This window comes from Streptomyces sp. NBC_00386, assembly GCF_036063235.1.
In the GTDB taxonomy this organism is placed as follows: Bacteria; Actinomycetota; Actinomycetes; order Streptomycetales; family Streptomycetaceae; genus Streptomyces.
This window is the reverse complement of the sequence record NZ_CP107950.1, coordinates 4,199,335-4,219,640: the sequence shown is the minus strand read 5'-3', so window position 1 is coordinate 4,219,640 and position 20,306 is coordinate 4,199,335. Positions and strand designations below refer to the sequence as shown.

The following is a 20,306-nucleotide window of genomic DNA, read 5'->3' as shown; positions in this document are numbered from 1 at the left end:
CATGAGCACGACCGACACCGGCAACACGTCCGAGTCCGCCGCGACGCCGGAGGACGACGGCACGCCGGACCCGGCGAGCACCAAGCGGCACATCGGGGTGAGCGCCGACGGCGAACTCGGCGAGGCCGCCTCGCAGCTGTCCACCGCGCCCGTGGAGACGGCGGTGCCCGGCTCCTTCGGCGGCGCGCGCACCCCCGGCGCCCTGGGATGGATCGCCTGGACCGGCCGCGAGGTCACCGGCTGGGTCCGCTGGATCTGGCGCCAGCTCACGTCGATGCGGGTCGCGCTGATCCTGCTCTTCCTGCTGTCGCTCGGCGCGATCCCCGGATCGCTGATCCCGCAGTCCGGCACCGACGCGGCCAAGGTGCAGGAGTTCAAGGACGCGCACAGTGTGATCGGTCCGCTCTACGACCGGCTCGGCCTGTTCCACGTGTACAGCTCGGTGTGGTTCTCCGCGATCTACATCCTGCTGTTCGTCTCGCTCATCGGCTGCATCGTGCCCCGCACCTGGCAGTTCGTCGGACAGCTGCGCGGCCGTCCGCCGGGCGCCCCGAGGCGACTGACCCGGCTGCCCGCGTACACGACCTGGCGCACCGCGGCGGAGCCCGAGCAGGTCCGCGAGATCGCGCTGAAGGTGCTCAAGCAGAAGCGGTTCCGGGCGCACGTCGACAAGGACGCCGTCGCCGCCGAGAAGGGCTACCTCCGCGAGACCGGCAACCTGCTCTTCCACATCGCGCTGATCGTGATGCTCGTCGCCTTCGCCTGGGGCCAGCTCTTCAAGTCCGAGGGCGACAAGCTGATCGTCGAGGGCGACGGCTTCTCCAACACGCTCCTGTCCTACGACGACTTCAAGTCCGGCAACCTCTTCAGCACCGACGACCTGACACCGTTCAGCTTCGACCTGAAGAACTTCACCGGCACCTACGAGCGGAACGGCCCCAACAAGGGCACGGCCCGCACGTACCAGGCGGCGATCACCTACAGCAAGGGCGCCTACGGCAAGGAGCGCGAGGGGCTCGTCAAGGTCAACGAGCCGCTCGTGATCGGCGACACGAAGGTCTATCTGACCGCCCACGGCTACGCGCCCACCGTGACCGTCCGGGACGGCAAGGGCGACATCGTCTTCCACGACGCCGTGCCCCTGCTGCCGCTGGACTCCAACGTCACCTCGCAGGGCGCCGTCAAGGTCATGGACGGCTACAGGAACGCGCAGGGCAAGAGCGAACAGCTCGGCTTCTCCGCCTTCTTCGTGCCGACCTTCGCCGGGGCGGGCAAGGGCGACATGTTCTCCCAGTTCCCCGCGCTCGACTACCCGGTGCTCGCGCTGAGCGGCTTCCACGGCAGTCTGGGGGTCGACGCGGGCCTCCCGCAGAACGTGTACCAGCTCGAGACCTCCCACATGAAGCAGTTCAAGGACGCCAAGGGCGAGATCCTCAAGTCGCGGCTGCGGCCCGGCGAGACGATGACGCTGCCGGACGGCGCCGGTTCGATCACCTTCGACAAGGACATCAAGGAGTGGGCGAACTTCCAGGTCACCCAGCAGCCCGGCAGTGACTGGGCGCTGGCCGGGGCGTTCGCCGCGATCCTCGGACTCGCCGGTTCGCTGTTCATCCAGCGCCGCCGCGTCTGGGTGCGGGCGACCACCGGCGACGACGGTGTCACCGTCGTCGAGATGGCCGGGCTCGGCCGCAGCGAGTCCGCGAAGCTTCCCGAGGAGCTCGGCGACCTGGCCGCGCTCGTGCACGAACAGGCACCCACCAAGCCCGACGAAGACGCGGCACCCACCGACGCCGACGCCGAACCCCCCGTACCCGCCGCTGAAGGGTCCAAGAAGCAGTGACGCTCGCCACCGCACACGACCTGGGCGCCGTGACCGAACTGGCCACCGCGACCAACGAACACCTCGCCAACATCAGCAACACGCTGATCTACTCCGCGATGGCCGTCTACACCCTGGCCTTCTTCGCCTTCATCGCCGAGTGGCTCTTCGGCAGCCGCAGCAAGGTCTCCCGCACCGCGAGCGCGCTCACCGCGGACGGTGCGAAGGCGGCCGCGGCCCCCGAGGTCACCGTGCGCAAGGCCGGCGGGACCACCGTGCTGGAACGGCCGACGGTCGTCACCCGGTCCGCGGCGGGCGCGCGGGACGTGCCCGACGGGCCCGGCGCTCACGGCGGGGACGAGCAGGGCGACCTCTACGGGCGGATCGCCGTCTCCCTCAGCGTGCTGGCCTGGGGTGTCGAGGCGGCCGGAGTGCTCGCCCGCGCCATGTCGGTGCGGCGTGCCCCCTGGGGCAACATGTACGAGTTCAACATCACCTTCTCCACCGTCGCCGTCGGGGTCTTCCTCGTCCTGCTCGCGCTGAAGAAGAACGTCCGCTGGCTCGGCCTCCCGCTGATCACCACGGTCCTGCTCGACCTCGGTCTCGCGGTCACCGTCCTGTACACCGCGAGCGACCAGCTGGTCCCCGCGCTGCACTCGTACTGGCTGTACATCCACGTCTCGACCGCGATCCTGTGCGGCGCCGTCTTCTACGTGGGCGCCGTCGGCACGGTGCTGTACCTCTTCAAGGACTCTTACGAGAACAAGCTCGAGAACGGCGGAAAGCCCGGCCGGTTCGCCACCTCCGTCATGGAGCGGCTCCCCGCCTCGGCCTCGCTCGACAAGTTCTCCTACCGTGTGAACGCGGCCGTCTTCCCGCTGTGGACGTTCACGATCATCGCGGGCGCGATCTGGGCGGGCGACGCCTGGGGCCGCTACTGGGGCTGGGACCCCAAGGAGACCTGGGCGTTCATCACCTGGGTCGCCTACGCCTGCCACCTGCACGCGCGGGCCACGGCCGGCTGGAAGGGCCGCAAGGCCGCCTACATCGCCCTGGTCGCCTTCGGCTGCTGGCTGTTCAACTACTACGGCGTCAACATCTTCGTCAGCGGCAAGCACTCCTACGCGGGAGTCTGACCCGTCCGGACGCGATACGGCCGGCCCCGGTGACCTGTGTGTCACTGAGGCCGGCCTTCGTCGTATGCGCGGCCGACGGCTAGGACGGCGGCAGGCACTGGGCAGCCGGTGGCCCGCCGTCCGGCCAGGCGATCTTCACGAAGCGGGCGCGGCTGTCGTGGGTCAGTTCCACGATCGGCACGGCTTTGTCGTACGGATTCCCGTGGACGTCCAGGCAGATCCACCCGCTCGCCCCGTTCACCCGGAGCTGGGCGCCCTTGACCTGGGGCCACTGGAGGCCGACGTCCGCGAGCGCGGGGATCCGCCCGGTCGGCGAGGCCCCGCGGATACCGCGCACCGCGAGCCGCATGGCGTCATACGCGATGATCAGCTGGCCGTCGTCGAGGGCCACCGGGCCGATGGGGCCGACCGGCTCCCGCGTGGCGTCGGCCAGCAGCCGCCCGAGCACCTTCGCGTCGGCCGCGCTGCCGCCGGTCCGCGCGCCGTCCTTCGGCCAGGCGTCCGGATGGGCGAGGGCCGTGTAGCGCACGGTCAGCAGCGGGTCCTTCAGAGCGGCCGGGTCGAGGTCCTTGTCACCCGCGAGGTACGAGCCCTCGTCGCCGGTGAGTACGGTGAAGCGGCGGTCGGAGCAGCCCCGGGCGCCCAGCGCGTTGATGAACTGCCGCAACTGGGTGTGCCGACCGGCGAACAGGACGGTGTTCGTGGTCTTCGGCGTGTTGCACAGGATGTTGGCGATCTGCGCGAAGACGTTGGCGGTGCTTCCCTCCTTGCTGCGGTCGGCGGGCGGGGTGAACGGCTGGGCCTCGGAGCGCGCGCCCTTGAGCATCTTCTCGAACGAGGTCTGGAGCGTGCGCGTGTAGGGATCGCCGGTCCGGTCGTAGACCAGGAAGGCGTTGACCGCCGACACCTTGGCGAAGGAGGCGAGGGCGCGCGCCTCGTCGGTGTTGGTGGGGGAGACACGGGCGAGCCCGGGGAAGGGGTCCTTGCCGCCCTGCCCGTTGGCGAGGCTGTCGGCGGTGATCGAACTCCCTATCACCGGGATGCCCCGCCGGGTGAGCTCCGCGACCGCCTTCTTGTTGTTGTCGGTGCTCACCCCGACCCCGGTGACCGCGCGCAGCCGGTCCGGGCCCTTGGTCATCCGGTCGAGCTGGTCGACGGTGTGCCGCCAGGAGGCGCCGGTGGCACCGGGGTTGGCGAGCACGAGCCGTATCTTCGGCTTCAGCCCGGTCGTGTCGTGGTTGGCCTGGTACTGCGCCAGGTAGGCGCCCTGGAGTTCGTGAAGGACGTCGGCGAGGTTGTCGGCGTCGGTCGCGGTGAAGGGTTCGAGCAGGGCGACGGTGACGTAACTGCCGGGAGCCAGACGGTGGTTCTCGCGGTCGATCGCCCGCACGGTCTCGGTGAACCGCGACCGCCCGAAGGCGTACGCCGTCCAGGAGACGCCCACGCACTCGTCACCGTCCTTCGGCTGGACGACCCCCGGAGCGCACGACCGGTCCACCTTCGCCGCCGTCATGCCGCCCCAGACACCGAGGCCCACGAGGGCGGCGGCGAGAGTCAGCGCGACATACCTGCGGAAACGAATCTCCCAGATGTCCTCGCGCAGCCACACCCATAAGCGAGCCATCACCGTCCTCCGTCCTCGTCGTCCGGGACGCGCAGCGGCCGGCCGGCCAGGGCGTCGGCGGGCCAGTCCCGCGAGGCCCGCCACAGCAGGGCGTTGCCCGCGGGCCGCAGGTTCGAGAGCTGCTCCAGCTCGAAGCGCAGCCGCTCGGCCACCCTCGGGTCGGGCAGCACCAAGGGGTCGGTGAGCTGCCACACCGCGTGCAGCAACCGCCTTACCCGCAGGTGCAGTACAGGGTCCACGCCCTCCGGCGGCCGGTGCGTGGCGTCCGTGCGGCCGAGGGCGACGGAGGCGCGGTGGTCGTGGCCCTCGAAGTCGCGGCCGTCCGGATCATGGGCGTGGTAGTAGGGCGCGGAGGCGATGAAGAGCAGTGCGGACAGCCAGCCGCGGGTGTCGGAGCGGGGGAAGTCGTCGCGCAGATGCGCCACCGCGAAGTCCGCTTTTCCTAGGGCGAGTTCGTGGTGCAGTCGATAGCGGTCGCTGTCCGCCGGGGCCGTCTCGCCCAGGTCCTGGTAGTGGTCGACGAGGGTGCGGTGCACCGCCCGCCATCCTTCGTGGTCCGCGCCGTCGTGGTGCAGCCTGAGCAGCAGGAGCGCGCGCAGGAACGGGTCGCCGACGAACTGTCCGGCCGCCGTCGCCCAGCCCTCCGACGCGAGCCGTTCCTCCAGATCGAGGACGCCGGACGCGCCGAAGTCCTCCGGAAGCCGCGACTGGGCGAGCGAGCACGCCGAGTCGCGGTCGTGGGCCGCGGCCAGCACGGTCAGTTCGTCGAGGCGGCCGCCGGGGACGAGCCGGCCGAGGAGTTCCTGATAGGCGGGGCGGCCGGCCTGGTCCTCGTGCGGGGTGATGTCGGCGGTCAGCAACGTGCCGAGCGAGTCGGCGCCTTCGGGCAGGTTCTGCCGGACCGAGGCGGCCAGCAGGGTGATGCCGAGCGGGCTGCCTCCCGTCAGCCGATGTGTGGCGTGCGGGAGTTGGGGCGGTACGGCGGTCGGTGCCGCGGGTCCGGCACCGAGGCCGCCGGACGCGGTGTCCATGATGTGCAGGGTGTCGTCGGGGGTCAGCGGCGGCAGCGGGACGAGCAGGGCGCGCGAGGACGGTGAGGTGCCGGGCTGCCAGCCGGTGGCCCGGGCCGTCTCGGGCAGGGTGTGGCGGCCCGCGTTGCGCAGCGCCGGATGCGAGTCGCCCCGTAGCGTGGCGAAGAACACGGCCTGGTCCTTGATGCCGTCGGCGCGGTCGCGCAGGACCGGCTCCAGGAGTCCGAGGCCCGCGGGCTCCTGGACGTTGTCGATCAGCAGGACCGGACGTCCCCGCCGGTGCGAGCGCTGGACGACGCCCGCGTAGGCGTCGTCGAGGTCGGCCAGCAGGGCGCGTACGAGATGGCGTTCGGCGTGTCTGCGGGAGTCGCCGCCCGCCCGGAAGTGCCGGGAGAGCAGGATCAGCGCGAGCTTGGGGCTGCCGCCCGCGTTCGGGTAGTCCCGGTACCAGGTGGCGGCCCTGCGCAGCCGGCGGTGGGCCGGGGAGACGCCTTCCGCGAAGGCCTCCAGGGTCGCCTCGATGATGGGCTCCACCACGGGGCCGGTCCCGCTCATGGACGCGACGAGCTTGGAGATCACCTTGCTCACCCAGCGTCCCGCGAATCCCGACAGCCAGGACTCGGTCTCGCTCAGCAGCAGGATGCGCTCCGCCTCCTGCCGGATGCGTGGCACGTCGCGGTCGCTCCAGCCGCCCGCCGCCACGGCCAGCAGGCCGGACGACAGCCGCGGGAAGCCGATGCGTCCGGCGCCCTTCACCGGTTCGGCGAGCTGTTCCGCGGCCGTGGTGAGCGCCTGCGCCACCGGTGACCAGGACTCGGCCGGACGGTCCGGGGGCGGCGCGGCGAACTGCCGTTCCTCGCCGTCGATCAGGGCGACGGGGGTGTGACCGCGGTAGGCCTCGCGCAGGGCGAGGAGCACGGCGGTCTTGCCCAGCCCCCGGCCGCCCGTGAAGACCACGAAGGGCGGTTCCCCGGGGTGTTCGTACGGTGTGGCGCGCAGCTGGTACGGACGCAGGCCGACCAGTCGTGACGCGAGTCCGGGCGGATCGGTGTCGAACAGTGCCCCCCGGCCGTGCAGCCCTGTGTGCACCGCATCTCCCCCTGGTCCGCGGTCCGGTCCATTCCATATGTGCTGCTGTGAGGTGTATCAACAACAGTTTAAGAAGGGGGGGTTGGTTCGGGATAGGCCGTCCGGTGTCCGTTCAGTTACGAAAACGTTCAACCGTTCAACCGACAGTGATCGAATCGAGTTTCCGGCGCAGGTATGCGTGGGAATCCACCGGTTCGTACATGACGCGGCCGACCGGGGCGGGCACCGACTCGACCAGCGTTCCCGGCGTGCACTCACCGAAGTACACGAGCGAGATCAGCTCCTCGGCGGGCGCGTCGGCCGGCGGCGGCAGCACCCGGTGCCGTCCCGAGCGCCAGCGGTCGCCGGTCCAACGGGCCATGAGATCACCGATGTTGATCGTCAGCGCCGCCGGGTCGAACGGAGCGTCCTGCCAGCCGTCCGCGTCCGTGAACACCTGGAGCCCGCCCTTGCCGGCCTGCCGGTCGAGGATGGTGACGGTGCCGAAGTCGGTGTGGGGCCCGATGCGGAACTGGCCCGGCTCGGGCTCGCCGACGACCTCCGTCCCCGGATACCAGTTGATGTTGAAGCCGTACGTCGGATGCCGCATGTGGCGGGTGAAGAAGTCCGGTCCGAGGCCGAGCGCCTCGCCGAGCAGCTCCAGAAGTTCGTTCTCCAGCCGGGCCATCTCGGCCAGGTACTCCTGGCAGAGCGCCCGCAGCCGAGGAGCCTCGGCGGGCCAGACGTTCGGCGCGTACCACTGCGCGTTGATCTCCGGGTCCTCGAACGGCTCGTGCGTCGCGAACGTCAGCGACTCCTTGAGGTCCGGCGGCGTCTTCGTGCCCTCCGCGTAGCCGTTGGCCTCGGCACCGGGCCCGAGCCAGCCGCGCCCGCCGACCCGGGCGGCGTACGGCTGCTTGGTCCCGGCGGGCAGCGCGAAGAAGGCGCGGGCGGCTTCCCGCAGGCCGCGGCGCAGCCCCGGGTCCACGCCGTGGCCGGTGACGAGCAGGAACCCGGCGGTTCGCAGGGCGTCGTCGACGGTGCGGACGAGCACGGCACGGGCGGCACGGTCCCCGGAGAACCAGGGCCGCAGATCGATGGTGGGGATGCCGGGAGCCGCCGGGTGTGCGGGTCCGGCCGTCGCCGTCCCCGGGGGATCCGCCGGGGTGTCCGCCTGGGTGTTCGCCGGGTCATTCACCGATGTCCTCGTTCCACAGGGCGGGGTTCTTCTCGATGAAGTCGCGCATCAGCGCGGTGCACTCGGGATCGTCGAGCAGCACGATCTGCACGCCGTGCTCGGCGAGCCAGTCGTGGCCGCCGTGGAAGGTGGCCGCCTCGCCGACGACCACCCGGGAGATCCCGAACTGCCGGACCAGCCCGCTGCAGTACCAGCACGGCGACAGGGTGGTCACCATGGTGGTGCCGCGATACGTCCGCTGCCGTCCCGCGTCGCGGAAGGCGGCCGTCTCGCCGTGCGCCGAGGGGTCGCCGTCCTGGACGCGGCGGTTGTGGCCGCGGCCTAGCAGGGTGCCGTCCGCGCCGTACAGCGCGGCCCCGATGGGGATACCGCCCTCGGCGAGCCCGGCGCGTGCCTCCGTCAGGGCGGTCGCGAGCCACGCGCGGGCCTGTACCTGATCGATGCGCTCCATGACTCCACTGTCCCCCGGGCCCCCCTCCCGCGTCGCCGGAACACGAAGGGCGCGTCGGGGAAGCGCTCGGAGGACCGTCGCGGCCCCGGCCCGCACCCGCGGCGAACGCCGCCGGCATCGCCATGTCCAGCGGTCTGCCCAACCCGTCCTTGAGCAGCCCGGCGTAGCCGGCGGCGACGGTGTCGTAGGAGGTGCGGGTGGCGTGCAGGCGAGTCGTCAGGGCGGCGAAGGGCAGACCGGAGCTCGGACACCCACGGCCGTCACCGGCCGGAATCCGCCACCCGCAGCAGCAGCTTCCCCGTGCTGGTTCGTGAGCCCATCAGCGCGTGTGCCTCCGCGGCCGCTTCGAGGGCGAACTCAGCCGTCACCGGCAGGGTCACCGTGCCGTCGGCCACCGTCTCGAACGCGCGCGAGGCGATGTCGCGGAGGGCCGCCGGGGCCGTTCGGGCCAGGCCGAGGATCGAGAACCCGGCGACCGACAGGCCGGTCGGGTAGAGCTCCGGCTGGCCCACCGTCCAGGGCTCCGCCGAGCTCGCGTTGCCGAAGGAGACCAGGCGTCCGAAGGGGGCGAGGGAGGCGAGGCCGCCGCGGAGGGTCTCGCCGCCGACCGGGTCCAGGGCCAGGTCCACCCCGCGGCCGGCGGTCGCCGCGCGGACCTCGTCCTCGAAGGAGCCCACGAACACCTCGTCGTAGCCGTGGCCGAGGGCGTACTCGGCCTTCGGCGCGCTGGACACGACGCCGTACACCGCGCCCGCCCCGGCCGCCTTCGCGAGCCGGCCCAGGACCGTGCCCACGCCGCCCGCCGCACCCTGGACGAGCACCGTCTCGCCGGGCTGGAGCCGGCCCACCGTGTGCAGGAGCGCGTACGCCGTGGGCACGACGGTGGGGAGCGTGGCGCCGGTGCGCAGTCCGACGCCGTCGGGAAGCGGGAAGACCGTCACGGCGTCGGCCACGGTCACCTCCGCGTACGCCCCGCCCTCCGTCAGCGCCGCGACCTCCTGGCCCACCCGCAGTCCCGTGACGTCCGGGCCGACCGCCCGGATCCGGCCCGAGACCTCGAGCCCGGGCACGAAGGGGAGGCCGGGGACGCGGTAGCCCTCCGACCTCGCCTTGAGGTCGGCGAAGTTCACGCCCGCGTAGACCACGTCGATGCTCACCTGCCCCGGGCCCGGATCGGGGACCTTCGCCTCGGCGACCCGCAGGACCTCGGGACCGCCGTACTCCTGGAATTCGACCGTACGCATGGCACACCCCTGATCGGCGCTCGACTGTTCAATGAAAAGCGAACACTCGGGAGTGTATGGTTTTCATCGAACACTCGGCAAGCGGATCGGGAAACCCAGGGAGGCCGGCGTGGCGGAGCGCACCAGTCACCGGGCGGCGCCCGAGCACACCCACCCCGACGAGGTCCCCGTGCCGGCCGCCCTCGCCGCCCTCGCCGATCCCGTGCGCATCCAGCTCGTCAGAGAGCTGGCGGGGTCCGCGGAGTGGAGCCGCAGCTGCGGCAGTTTCGACGTGCCGGTCGGCAAGGCGGCTCTCAGCCACCACTTCGCCGTGCTGCGCGGCGCCGGTCTCGTCGAGCAGCGCGACGAGGGCCCCAAGCGGGTCAACCGGCTGCGCCGGGCCGAGTTCGACGCCCGCTTCCCGGGCCTCCTCGCCCTCGTCCTGCGCGAGGAGCCGGACCGCCGGTAGTCCCCCGCCAGGGATCATCGACGATGCCGATGGGGGCATCGGCAGGACGCCCCGGTGGGCCGTGGCCCGGCAGGGGGTCCCGCTCCTACCTTCGGCACATGACCTCAGCCACCGCAGTCGAGAACAAGGGCGCCGTCCAGCTCACCGCCGCCATGATGCTCTCCGGCACCCTCGGCGTCTTCGTCGTCGAGTCCGGCGCCTCGCCCTTCAACGTCGTCTTCTTCCGCGTCCTGTTCGGCGCGCTCGCCCTCGGCGGCTACGCGCTGGCCCGGGGATACTTCCGGGGCCACGGCTTCACCCCGCGCACGCTCGGACTCGCCGCGCTCGGCGGGGTGTTCATCGTCTTCAACTGGGTCCTGCTCTTCCAGTCGTACGAGAACACCTCGATCTCCGTCGCCACCGTCGTCTACCACACGCAGCCGTTCTACGTGGTGCTGTTGGGCGCCCTGCTCTTCCGCGAGCGGCTCACGGCCGCCAAGGCCGGGTGGATCGCGCTGGCCTTCGCCGGGCTGGTCCTCGTCTCGGGCGTCTCCCCGGCCGACTTCACGAACGGCGGCTCGTATCTCATCGGCGTCGGACAGGCGCTCCTCGCCGCGCTGCTCTACGGTCTGTCCACCCTGGTCACCAAGCGCATCACCGGCGTCCGGCCGCACCTCATCGCACTCGTCCAGGTCCTCGTCGGCATCCCGCTGCTGCTTCCCTTCACCGACTTCGGCGCGATGCGAGGGACCGGCGCGGACTGGGGCTGGCTGGTCGGTCTCGGAGTGGTCCACACGGGGCTGATGTACGTCCTGATGTACGCCGCGTACGCCAAGCTCCCGACCGCGAAGATCGCCGTGCTCGCCTTCACCTACCCGGCCGTCGCGATGGTCATGGACTGGGCGGTGTACGGCCACCACATCGACCTCGTCCAGGCCCTCGGCGTCCCGCTGATCGTGACCGCCAGCCTGAAGGTGACGCTTCCCAGGAACACCGAGAGCGCCAGGAGCATCATGGCCCGCCGGATCGCCGAGGCCGCTTCGGTCACCCCTGCGGGCCGGACTCCTCGGACACCAGTTGCCGGGCCCGCTCCACGAACAGTCGCGCATGGGACGGGAGCCGCTTCCCGGCTCGCCAGGCCAGTTGCGTCCAAAGCGTGAACGGCGGCTCCCAGTCCAGCCGTACGAGCTCACCCCGCTCCAGTTCAGCGGCGACCGTCACCTCGGGCAGCAACGCGATCCCGAGGCCGGCCGCCGCTGCGCGTTTGGTCGCCTCGATCGTGCCGAACTCCATGAAGTCGACGAAGGAGCCGTCCGGGACATGGGAGTTGAGCTCCCGTTCGAACAGGTCCCGGTAGGCGCAGCCGGGTTCCGTGGCGAGCAGCGAGCAGCCTGCGAGATCGGCCGTGTCCGGCGCCGTACCGACGAGAGGACCGCCGGGTGCGACGACCAGCGCCAGTGGCTCCACCGCGAGCACCGCGATCTCCAGACCCGGGTGCTCGGTCTCCGCCTCCATCAGGAAGCCGACGTCGTACGTGCCCTGGCGCAGTGCCTGACGGGTCTCGTCGCCGATGGTCGTGCGCAGCGACAGCCGCACCCGGGGGTGGCGGTGGTGGAAGAACTCCAGGAGCGGCAGCAGCCGGTACGACGTGAGGGACTCCATCGTGCCGACGGTGAGCGCCCCGGAGGGCTCCTCGGCGTCGACGACCGCAGCCCGCGCCTCCTCCGTCAGCTCGATGATCTGCCGGGCGTAGGGCAGCAGTCTCTCGCCCGCCTCGGTCAGCCGGATCCTGCTGCCCAGCCGGTCGAAGAGCTCCGTACCGAGCGAGGACTCCAGGGCGCGGATCTGGCTGGTCACACTGGACTGCGCGTACGCCAGATCGGCCGCGGCCCGGGTGAAGCTCAGCACGGTCGCGACCTTCTCGAAAGTCACCAGCAGGCGCAGTTCCATGTCAGGACTCTTCGTCGGACCTGCTCTGTTCCTCGCGCCGCTTCAGCTCCTCCTCGCGGCGCCGCAGGTCGGCCTCCCAGTCCTTCAGGAGGGACTCGTCCTTGCGGTTCTCGGCCTTGAGCGAGTTGAGGAACTCGGGGTTGTCGTCGGGCGCGACGAACGGCGTGCGGTGGTTGCGGTGCCACTCGGAGGGCGTGGAGCCGCCTGCCGGACCCCGGCGGTTGCGGCCCGCGACCAGCCAGGCGACCGGACCGACCAGCACCTCGCCGAAGAGCAGGATGATGATGACCCAGACCACCTTGGGCAGGCCTCTGACCTCCTCCTCCGGCGTGTTCAGGCAGTCGATGAAGGCGTAGATCCACAGCGCCAGGACCAGCAGGAAGGGCAGATACCTGAGCATGGCCGAACGATCCCCCAGTGAGCGACGGCGGGGCGGCACGGGCCCCCCGGTGACGGGCACAGGGTAGCGGGTGGCCGATACTTGGACACATGGCTTACGACGATCTTCGCTCCCTGCTGAGGGCGCTGGAGCGCGAGGGAGACCTCAAGCGCATCAAGGCCGAGGTGGATCCGTACCTGGAGGTCGGGGAGATCGTCGACCGGGTCCAGAAGGCGGGCGGCCCCGCGCTGCTCTTCGAGAACGTGCGCGGGTCGGCGATGCCGCTCGCGATGAACGTCTTCGGCACCGACCGGCGACTGCTGAAGGCTCTTGGCCTGAAGTCGTACGCCGAGATCTCCGAGAAGATCGGCGGACTGCTCCGGCCGGAGCTGCCGCACGGCTTCGTGGGAGTGCGCGAGGCCTTCGGGAAGCTCGGCGCGATGGCGCACGTTCCGCCGAAGAAGGTCAAGGACGCGCCGGTGCAGGAAGTGGTGCTGCGCGGCGAGGACGTCGACCTCGACGCCCTGCCCGCCCTGTTCACCTGGCCCGACGACGGCGGCTCCTTCTTCAACCTGGGCCTCACCCACACCAAGGACCCCGAGTCCGGCATCCGCAATCTCGGTCTGTACCGCCTCCAGCGCCACGACAAGCGCACCATCGGCATGCACTGGCAGATCCACAAGGACAGCCGGAACCACTACCAGGTCGCGGCCCGCCGGGGCGAGCGGCTGCCCGTGGCGATCGCCTTCGGCTGCCCGCCCGCCGTGACGTACGCCTCCACCGCCCCGCTGCCCGGTGACATCGACGAGTACCTCTTCGCCGGGTTCATCCAGGGCAAGCGGATCGAGATGGTCGACTGCAAGACCGTTCCGCTCCAGGTGCCCGCGAACGCCGAGGTCGTCCTGGAGGGCTGGCTGGAGCCGGGCGAGACGCTGCCCGAGGGGCCGTTCGGCGACCACACCGGGTTCTACACCCCGCAGGAGCCGTTCCCGGCGCTGACCATCGACTGCGTGACGATGAGGAAGCGGCCGCTGCTCCAGTCCATCGTGGTGGGGCGGCCCCCGACGGAGGACGGGCCCCTCGGCCGGGCGACGGAGCGGTTCTTCCTCCCCCTGCTGAAGATCATCGTGCCGGACATCGTGGACTACCACCTGCCGGAGGCGGGCGGTTTCCACAACTGCGCGATCGTCTCGATCGACAAGAAGTACCCCAAGCACGCCCAGAAGGTGATGCACGCCGTCTGGGGCGCCCACATGATGTCCCTGACGAAGCTCATCGTGGTCGTCGACGCGGACTGCGACGTCCACGATCTGCACGAGGTGGCCTGGCGCGCGCTCGGCAACACGGACTACGCACGTGACCTCACCGTCGTCGAAGGCCCGGTCGACCACCTCGACCACGCCTCCTACCAGCAGTTCTGGGGCGGCAAGGCGGGCATCGACGCGACGAAGAAGTGGCCCGAGGAGGGCTACACCCGGGACGGCGGCTGGCCCGAGATGGTGCTGTCCGACCCGCAGACGGCGGCGAAGGTCGACCGCCGTTGGAAGGAGTACGGGCTGTGAGTTCAGCTTCCGCGGCGCTTCCGCAGCCGGGCCGCACCAAGGCGTTCCTGCGCCTCGTCATGATCGAGCACTCGGTGTTCGCGCTGCCCTTCGCGTACATCGCCGCGCTGACGGCGATGTACGAGGTCGACAAGAACATCCACTGGGCGAAGCTGCTCCTGGTCACCGTCGCGATGGTGGGCCTGCGCACCTTCGCCATGGCGGCGAACCGGATCATCGACCGCGAGATCGACGCCCGCAACCCCCGTACGGCCCATCGTGAACTGGTCACCGGCGCGATGAGCGTGAAGCACGCCTGGACCGGCGCGCTGGTCGCCCTGGTCGTCTTCCTCGGCGCCGCGGCCCTGCTCAACCCGCTGTGTCTCGCGCTGGCGCCCATCGCGGTCATCCCCATGGTCGTCTACCCGTACGGCAAGCGGTTCACGAACTTCCCGCAGGCCATCCTGGGTCTCGCCCAGGCGATGGGCCCGGTCGGCGCCTGGATCGCCGTCACCGGCACCTGGTCCTGGGACGCGGTCGTCCTCGGCCTCGCGGTCGGCGTCTGGATCGGCGGCTTCGACCTGATCTACGCCTGCCAGGACGTCGAGACCGACCGCGAGATCGGCGTGATGTCGGTCCCGGCGCGCTTCGGCATCCCGGCCGCCATCCGGGGCGCGCGAGGCTGCCACGCGGTGACGACGGCGCTCTTCGTCTGGTACGGGGTGGCCACCGGCGCCGGCGCCTTCTTCTGGCTGGGTCTGGTGATTGTCGCGGGTGCCTTCCTCTACGAGCACTCCATCGTGAAGCCGCACGACCTCAGCCGTCTGAACCGGGCGTTCTTCCAGGTCAACGGCTTCATCGGGATCGCCCTGTTCGTGTGCGCCCTGCTCGACCTGCTGGTGCGCGGGCTGACGGTCTGACCATGGGCGGTGGCCGGATAGGCTCGACATCATGAAGCCAGGACAGACGCAGCGCCGGCCTTGGATCGTGGGGGTCTCCGGCGCGTCCGGTACGCCGTACGCGGCCGCGGTGCTGCGTTCGCTGCTGGAAGCGGGGGAGAGTGTCGACCTGGTCGTCAGCAGGGCCTCACGGCTCACGCTGCTCGACGAGACCGGCCTCCCGTTCCGCGACGCCCACTGGCGGGGCGACCTGCGCGCGTGGCTGGAACGGGGCGCCGACGGCAAGCCCGGCACCTTCGACGTCCCCGAGGAACATCTCGACGGCGTACGGCACTGGAGCGCCGGCGACCTGGCGGCGGGCCCCTCGTCCGGCTCGTACCCGGCCAAGGGCATGCTGATCGTGCCCGCGTCCACCGCCTGCGTGGCCGGAGTCGCCCTGGGCCTCTCCAAGGATCTGCTGCAACGGGCCGCGAGTGTCACCCTCAAGGAGGGGCGCAAGCTGGTCGTCGCCGTGCGGGAGACCCCGCTGAACGGGCAGACACTGCGTCACCTGGTCTCCCTGGACGACGCGGGCGCCACCGTGCTGCCCGCCTCGCCGGCGTTCTACGCGGGAGCCACGCACATCCAGGACCTGGTGGACTTCGTCGCCGGACGGGCCCTCGACGCGGCGGGCGTCGAACACGGCCTCTACCGGCGGTGGAAGGGCGAACTCGGGAGCGGTTCCCGGGGCGCCACCACCTGACCTCTCACGACCTCTCGACCTCTCACGACTTCTCAGACCTTTTCAGCGGAAGGCTTCGATCGCATGGACGCGGTGGACAGGCAGCTCATCCAGGCCCTGAGGGAGAACGGCCGGGCCTCCTACGCGGAGCTGGGGCGTCTCGTCGGACTGTCGGGACCCAGTGTCACCGACCGCATCAACCGGCTGGAGGCGGCCGGCGTCATCACCGGGTACCGCGCGACGGTCGACTCGGCCTCGCTCGGTCTCGGCGTCACCGCCCTGATCGGCATCTCGCTCTCCGACGCCGCCGACCACGAGGACGTGGCCCGGCGGCTGCGCGACCTCAACGAGATCGAGGACTGCTGGTTCATCGCGGGCGACGACTCGTTCATGCTCAAGGTGCGCTCCAGCGACGTCGACGGACTGGAGAAGACCATCCGGCGGCTGTCCGGGACCAAGGGCGTCTCCCGCACCCGTACGACGATCGTGCTCTCCACGAAGTGGGAGAACCGGGTCGGAGAGCTGCCCGAGGAGGAGTAGGCGCGAACCCCCTGGTGGGGGCCCTTCGCCGGAAAGGCGGGGGAGTACGGTTGGCAGCGTTCGTCACAGGGAGAGGTAATCGCATGGATGTCGGGCTCAAGCGCGAGCTGGAGGACAAGGTCCGGGCCGGTGAGCGGCTCAGCCGCGAGGACGGCATCGCGCTGTACGAGTCGGACGACCTGGCCTGGCTCGGCGGGCTCGCGCACGAGGTGCGCACGCGGAAGAACGGCGACGTCGTCCACTTCAACGTCAACCGTCACCTCAACATGACGAACGTGTGCACCGCGTCCTGCGCGTACTGCTCGTTCCAGCGCAAGCCGGGCGAGAAGGACGCGTACACGATGCGCATCGAGGAGGCCGTCCGCCTCGCCAAGTCGATGGAGGGCGAGAACCTCACCGAGCTGCACATCGTCAACGGCCTGCACCCCAGCCTGCCCTGGCGCTACTACCCGCGCTCGCTCAGCGAACTGAAGAAGGCCCTGCCGGACGTCTCGCTGAAGGCGTTCACGGCCACCGAGATCCACCACTTCGAGACCATCTCCGGGCTGTCGGCCTCGGAGATCCTCGACGAGCTGATCGAGGCCGGTCTGGAGTCGCTGACCGGCGGCGGCGCGGAGATCTTCGACTGGGAGGTCCGGCAGCACATCGTCGACCACCGCACCCACTGGGAGGACTGGTCGCGCATCCACCGCCTCGCGCACGAGAAGGGTCTCAAGACCCCGTGCACGATGCTCTACGGGCACATCGAGGAGCCCCGTCACCGGGTCGACCACGTGCTCAGGCTGCGTGAGCTCCAGGACGAGACCGGCGGCTTCCAGGTCTTCATCCCGCTGCGCTACCAGCACGACTTCGTGGACATGAAGGACGGCAAGGTCAGGAACCGCCTCCAGGCGCGCACCCAGATGGCGACCGGCGCCGAGGCCCTGAAGACCTTCGCCGTCTCCCGGCTGCTCTTCGACAACGTCCCGCACGTCAAGGTCTTCTGGGTCATGCACGGAGTCCAGACCGCCCAGCTCGCGCTCCAGCACGGCGCCGACGACATGGACGGCTCGGTCGTCGAGTACAAGATCACGCACGACGCGGACAACTACGGCACGCCGAACAAGCTCACCCGCGAGGACCTGCTGGACCTCATCCGGGACGCGGGCTTCCGCCCGGTGGAGCGCAACACGCGCTACGAGATCATCCGCGAGTACGACGGACCGGACCCGGAGCGCCGCGAGTCGCCGCAGGCCATGCGGGTCTGACGTGGCGCTGGTCTTCGAACTGGACCCGGCGGTCACCCCTGCCCTGCGGGACGGGGTGGTCGCCCTCTGGGTGGACGTCTCGAACGCGGGCGGCTCCGTCGGCTTCGTCCCGCCGGTGGCCGCCGGCGACGTACGCTCCGAACTCGTGAAGCACTTCGTCGCCATGACGGAGGGCCGCACCCGGCTGCTGGTCGGCCGGGACGAGGAGGGCGGCGTCGCCGCGACCGCCTTCCTGACGTACAACACCCACCGGCTGATGCGGCACTGGGTCTGGCTGTACACCGTGATGGTGCACCCGCGGCACCAGGGCAAGGGATACGGCCGGGATCTGCTCGCCGCCGCCGAGGAGGCCGCGGGCCGCCTCGACGGCATCGAGGCGATACGGCTGACCTGCCGGGGTGGCGAGGGCCTCGAACGCTTCTACTCCTCCTGCGGCTACAAGGAGGTCGGGCGGGTGCCGGGCGCCATCCGCGTCGCGCCCGGCGACGAGCGGGACGACATCACGATGCTGCTGCCCCTTCCCCGCCGCGCCTGACCGCCCTCCCGCTCCGCGACCGAGGACCCCCTGCAAGATCGCTGTTCCGGCGTGCTTCACTGGACAGGGTCCTTTGGGAACGTTCGGAACGGAAGAGTGGATTGAGATGCTCCGCTACACACTGATGCGCCTCGGTATCTTCGTGGGCTGCCTCGTGGTCGTCTGGGGCCTCGTCTACTCGGGCATCGCCCCGCGCGGCCTCGGCGACTCCAACTACATGTGGGTCGTCCTGCTGGCCCTGGTGATCTCCGCGCCGATCAGCTTCGTCGTCCTGCGCGGCGAGCGCGACCGCGCCTCGGCCGAGGTCGTCGCCCGCGTGGACCGCGCCCGGGCGAACCTGGACCGCAACCGCAGCCAGGAGGACGCCGTCCTGGACGAGACCGCCCAGGGCACCCCGAACCAGACTTCCTGAAACCGCCGCGCGCCCGGCCGCCCGGCGCTCCCTCGTAGGCTGGGCGCATGGGTGCTGTGAAGAGCAAGCGGATGCCGCGTGCGGTACGCGAACAGCAGATGCTGGACGCGGCTGTACGGACCTTCGGGCAGCGTGGGTACCGGGCCGCGTCGATGGACGAGATCGCCGAACTGGCGGGCGTGTCCAAGCCGTTGGTGTACCTGTACCTGAACTCGAAGGAAGACCTGTTCACCGCGTGCATCCGGCGTGAGGCCAAGGCGCTGACCGTGGCGGTCCGCGCCGGAGTCCGCCCCGAACTGCCCGCCGACCGGCAACTGTGGGAAGGGCTGCGGGCGTTCTTCACCCACACCGCCGAGAACCCGGACGGCTGGGCGGTTCTGCACCTCCAGGCGCGTACGCACGGCGAGCCCTTCGCCGCCGAGGTCTTCGCGATGCGCGAGGAACTGGTCCACTTCGTCACGCAGTTGATCGTCGTCGCCGCACGCGAGGCGCACCGTGACCCGTCGCTGCCCGCGCGCGAGGTCGCCGGGCTCGCGGAGGCGCTGGTCGGCGCCGCCGAGTCGATGGCCGCGTGGGCCAACGCCACCCCCGGCGTCTCGGCCCGGCAGGCCGCCGCCACCCTGATGAACTTCGCCTGGACGGGGCTCGGCACCCTCATGCAGGGCCGGCCCTGGTCCCCGCCGGCCACGGCGATCCCGGCCCAGACCGCCGCGGAGGCCTGACACCCCGGGCCGGGCGGGACCCGTCCGTTCCGGGCGGGGTCAGTTCTGGCCCCAGCGGCGCAGCGCGGGGGCGACCCGCTCCCGGCCCACGCGGTAGAGCGACTTGGCGCCGCCGCGTGCGGCCCGGCGGATCACCGTCCGCAGCGGGCCCGCTTCGCTCCCGACCGGCGCGAGCGCCGACGGCCTGCCCTTGTCGTCGAGGCCGTTGCGCTCCAGGATGCCGCCGAGATACGCCCCCGCCCGCTGCGGCGAGTAGTACGGCCGCAGCGCCGGCAGCCGCCCCGCCGCTTCCAGTGCGGCGACCCGGGCGCGGGCCGCGGCGTACGGATCGCTCTTGCCGACGCCCTGCCGTGCCGCCCAGGCCGGGTCGACACGGGGCGCCGCGCCGGCGTCCAGGTCGTCCCAGGAGGCGAGGCAGCCCGAGTGCACGAAGTAGTGGTTGCCGTGCGCCTCGCGAACCCCGAAGTCGGTGAGGATCGCGGTCGGGATGCCGCGGTGCATCGACTCCAGGGCGGCCGTGGAACTGACCGTCACCAACAGGTCGGTGCGGTCCAGGACTTCGCCCATGTTGCCGTAGACGAGACGCAGGTTGGCCGGGGCCGGCTCGGCCATCCTCTCGACGAGGAGCTGGTAAGGATCGGCCTCGACGTGCGTGGTGTGCTCGCCCGGCAGACTGCGCAGCTTCATCAGCACCAGCCGGTCGGGGTGCCGTCGCGCGTGGGCCGCCGCCCGCTCCAGCAGCTGGAGCCGGGACGCCCGGCCCTTGGGCACCGACGGCTGGACGGCGAAGGTGAGCGTGAAGGGCCGTTCCGCGGACGGCGCGTACGGCTCCCCGCCGAGGAAGGGCAGGGCGCACTCCACGACCGAGTCGGGGTCGACGCCGACACTCGCGAACGCGGCACGGAAACGGTCGGCGTCGTACCCGCTGTTGGCGAGGACGAGGTCGGTGCCGGCCCGGGTCATCAGCCCGTCGACCATCTTCTCGTACACGACCCCGACATATCCCGTGACCGTGACCGGCCGCCGCTCCCGCCCCTGCCAGGCGATGCCCAGGCCGTGGGTGAGCGCGAGTGTCGTTCCTCCCGCGGTGGCCAGGACGAGCACGTCGGCGGCGGCGAGCTCCTCGTCGTCGACCAGTTCGGCGACCGTGACGTCGCGCCGGGTGTCCGGCACGATCCCGATCTCCGTGAGCTGGCGTTCCGTCGGGGTGGCGCGGGTGCGCAGGAAGAGCGCGTCGAGGGCGTGCCCGGGGGCGATCTGCCGGGCGACGGACGCGCCCCACTTCCAGCGGGTGTCGGAGTCGGCGATGACGGCGATACGTCTGGGGGGCATGGTTCGGGAGCCTTTCCTGGCGGCGGCCGG

Annotated in this window: 20 protein-coding genes; 12 read left to right on the top strand and 8 right to left on the bottom strand. The window is 71.0% G+C overall.

Annotation, left to right across the window (positions count from 1 at the left end; genetic code table 11):
- The first annotated feature begins 1 nt into the window (after nucleotide 1).
- Both resB and ccsB read left to right on the top strand, forming a co-directional pair.
- Nucleotides 2–1,840: a cytochrome c biogenesis protein ResB gene (resB, locus tag OG780_RS18460; RefSeq protein ID WP_328449571.1), complete on the top strand. Its 1,839-nt coding sequence runs from the start codon at nucleotides 2–4 to the stop codon at nucleotides 1,838–1,840.
- Nucleotides 1,837–2,955, top strand: coding sequence for a c-type cytochrome biogenesis protein CcsB (gene ccsB / locus OG780_RS18455; RefSeq protein ID WP_328449569.1), 1,119 nt, complete (start codon nucleotides 1,837–1,839; stop codon nucleotides 2,953–2,955). The genes resB and ccsB overlap by 4 nt, the downstream gene beginning before the upstream one ends.
- A 79-nt stretch (nucleotides 2,956–3,034) precedes the next feature.
- Here ccsB and OG780_RS18450 read toward each other — a convergent pair whose 3' ends face one another.
- From OG780_RS18450 to OG780_RS18430, 5 genes are all read right to left on the bottom strand, one after another.
- A complete protein-coding gene (locus tag OG780_RS18450; RefSeq protein ID WP_328449568.1) occupies nucleotides 3,035–4,579 on the bottom strand; it encodes a hypothetical protein in 1,545 nt (514 codons plus the stop codon).
- The gene (locus OG780_RS18445; RefSeq protein WP_328449566.1) at nucleotides 4,579–6,699 is read right to left on the bottom strand and encodes a hypothetical protein; all 2,121 of its coding nucleotides are present in this window, start codon (nucleotides 6,697–6,699) and stop codon (nucleotides 4,579–4,581) included. Before OG780_RS18445 ends, OG780_RS18450 begins: the two co-directional genes overlap by 1 nt.
- A gap of 136 nt (nucleotides 6,700–6,835) precedes the next feature.
- Nucleotides 6,836–7,786, bottom strand: a complete 951-nt coding sequence (locus OG780_RS18440; RefSeq protein WP_328458220.1) for an isopenicillin N synthase family dioxygenase — start codon at nucleotides 7,784–7,786, stop codon at nucleotides 6,836–6,838.
- Between the two features lie 82 nt (nucleotides 7,787–7,868).
- Entirely contained in the window at nucleotides 7,869–8,327 is a 459-nt protein-coding gene (locus OG780_RS18435) for a nucleoside deaminase (RefSeq protein WP_328449564.1), read from the bottom strand.
- Nucleotides 8,328–8,587: 260 nt separating this feature from the next.
- Nucleotides 8,588–9,571, bottom strand: a complete 984-nt coding sequence (locus tag OG780_RS18430; protein WP_328449562.1) for a quinone oxidoreductase family protein — start codon at nucleotides 9,569–9,571, stop codon at nucleotides 8,588–8,590.
- 109 nt (nucleotides 9,572–9,680) lie between these two features.
- On the opposite strand from OG780_RS18430, the gene OG780_RS18425 reads away from it, so the two are divergent.
- Nucleotides 9,681–10,019, top strand: a complete 339-nt coding sequence (locus OG780_RS18425; RefSeq protein WP_328449560.1) for an ArsR/SmtB family transcription factor — start codon at nucleotides 9,681–9,683, stop codon at nucleotides 10,017–10,019.
- A 98-nt stretch (nucleotides 10,020–10,117) separates the two neighbouring features.
- Complete coding sequence (locus tag OG780_RS18420; protein WP_328449558.1) at nucleotides 10,118–11,158, top strand: DMT family transporter; 1,041 nt, start codon at nucleotides 10,118–10,120, stop codon at nucleotides 11,156–11,158.
- Here OG780_RS18420 and OG780_RS18415 read toward each other — a convergent pair.
- On the bottom strand, nucleotides 11,043–11,948 hold the full coding sequence (locus OG780_RS18415; protein ID WP_328449555.1) for a LysR family transcriptional regulator: 906 nt from the start codon (nucleotides 11,946–11,948) through the stop codon (nucleotides 11,043–11,045). The genes OG780_RS18420 and OG780_RS18415 overlap by 116 nt on opposite strands.
- Before the next feature lies 1 nt (nucleotide 11,949).
- The gene (locus OG780_RS18410; protein WP_326786224.1) at nucleotides 11,950–12,348 is read right to left on the bottom strand and encodes a PLD nuclease N-terminal domain-containing protein; all 399 of its coding nucleotides are present in this window, start codon (nucleotides 12,346–12,348) and stop codon (nucleotides 11,950–11,952) included.
- Nucleotides 12,349–12,437: 89 nt separating this feature from the next.
- Between OG780_RS18410 and OG780_RS18405 the strand changes: the two genes are divergently transcribed.
- The 8 genes from OG780_RS18405 (at nucleotide 12,438) to OG780_RS18370 (ending at nucleotide 18,944) form a co-directional block, all read left to right on the top strand.
- Nucleotides 12,438–13,889, top strand: coding sequence for a menaquinone biosynthesis decarboxylase (locus OG780_RS18405; protein ID WP_328449553.1), 1,452 nt, complete (start codon nucleotides 12,438–12,440; stop codon nucleotides 13,887–13,889).
- Nucleotides 13,886–14,788 (top strand): menaquinone biosynthesis prenyltransferase MqnP, encoded by a 903-nt coding sequence (mqnP, locus tag OG780_RS18400; RefSeq protein WP_328449551.1) that lies wholly within the window; start codon nucleotides 13,886–13,888, stop codon nucleotides 14,786–14,788. The genes OG780_RS18405 and mqnP overlap by 4 nt, the downstream gene beginning before the upstream one ends.
- A 31-nt stretch (nucleotides 14,789–14,819) precedes the next feature.
- Entirely contained in the window at nucleotides 14,820–15,509 is a 690-nt protein-coding gene (locus OG780_RS18395; RefSeq protein WP_328449549.1) for a UbiX family flavin prenyltransferase, read from the top strand.
- A 63-nt stretch (nucleotides 15,510–15,572) separates the two neighbouring features.
- Nucleotides 15,573–16,028: an Lrp/AsnC family transcriptional regulator gene (locus OG780_RS18390; RefSeq protein ID WP_328449547.1), complete on the top strand. Its 456-nt coding sequence runs from the start codon at nucleotides 15,573–15,575 to the stop codon at nucleotides 16,026–16,028.
- 83 nt (nucleotides 16,029–16,111) lie between these two features.
- Nucleotides 16,112–17,275: an aminofutalosine synthase MqnE gene (gene mqnE, locus OG780_RS18385; RefSeq protein WP_328449545.1), complete on the top strand. Its 1,164-nt coding sequence runs from the start codon at nucleotides 16,112–16,114 to the stop codon at nucleotides 17,273–17,275.
- 1 nt (nucleotide 17,276) lies between these two features.
- Nucleotides 17,277–17,810 carry a GNAT family N-acetyltransferase gene (locus tag OG780_RS18380; RefSeq protein WP_328449543.1) on the top strand — a complete coding sequence of 178 codons (534 nt, stop codon included), beginning with the start codon at nucleotides 17,277–17,279 and terminating at the stop codon, nucleotides 17,808–17,810.
- Between the two features lie 106 nt (nucleotides 17,811–17,916).
- Nucleotides 17,917–18,222: a DUF4229 domain-containing protein gene (locus tag OG780_RS18375; RefSeq protein ID WP_328449541.1), complete on the top strand. Its 306-nt coding sequence runs from the start codon at nucleotides 17,917–17,919 to the stop codon at nucleotides 18,220–18,222.
- A 47-nt stretch (nucleotides 18,223–18,269) separates the two neighbouring features.
- Nucleotides 18,270–18,944, top strand: a complete 675-nt coding sequence (locus tag OG780_RS18370) for a TetR/AcrR family transcriptional regulator (RefSeq protein WP_328449539.1) — start codon at nucleotides 18,270–18,272, stop codon at nucleotides 18,942–18,944.
- Between the two features lie 39 nt (nucleotides 18,945–18,983).
- Here OG780_RS18370 and OG780_RS18365 read toward each other — a convergent pair whose 3' ends face one another.
- Nucleotides 18,984–20,276, bottom strand: coding sequence for a DUF6716 putative glycosyltransferase (locus OG780_RS18365; RefSeq protein ID WP_328449537.1), 1,293 nt, complete (start codon nucleotides 20,274–20,276; stop codon nucleotides 18,984–18,986).
- Between the last annotated feature and the right edge of the window lie 30 nt (nucleotides 20,277–20,306).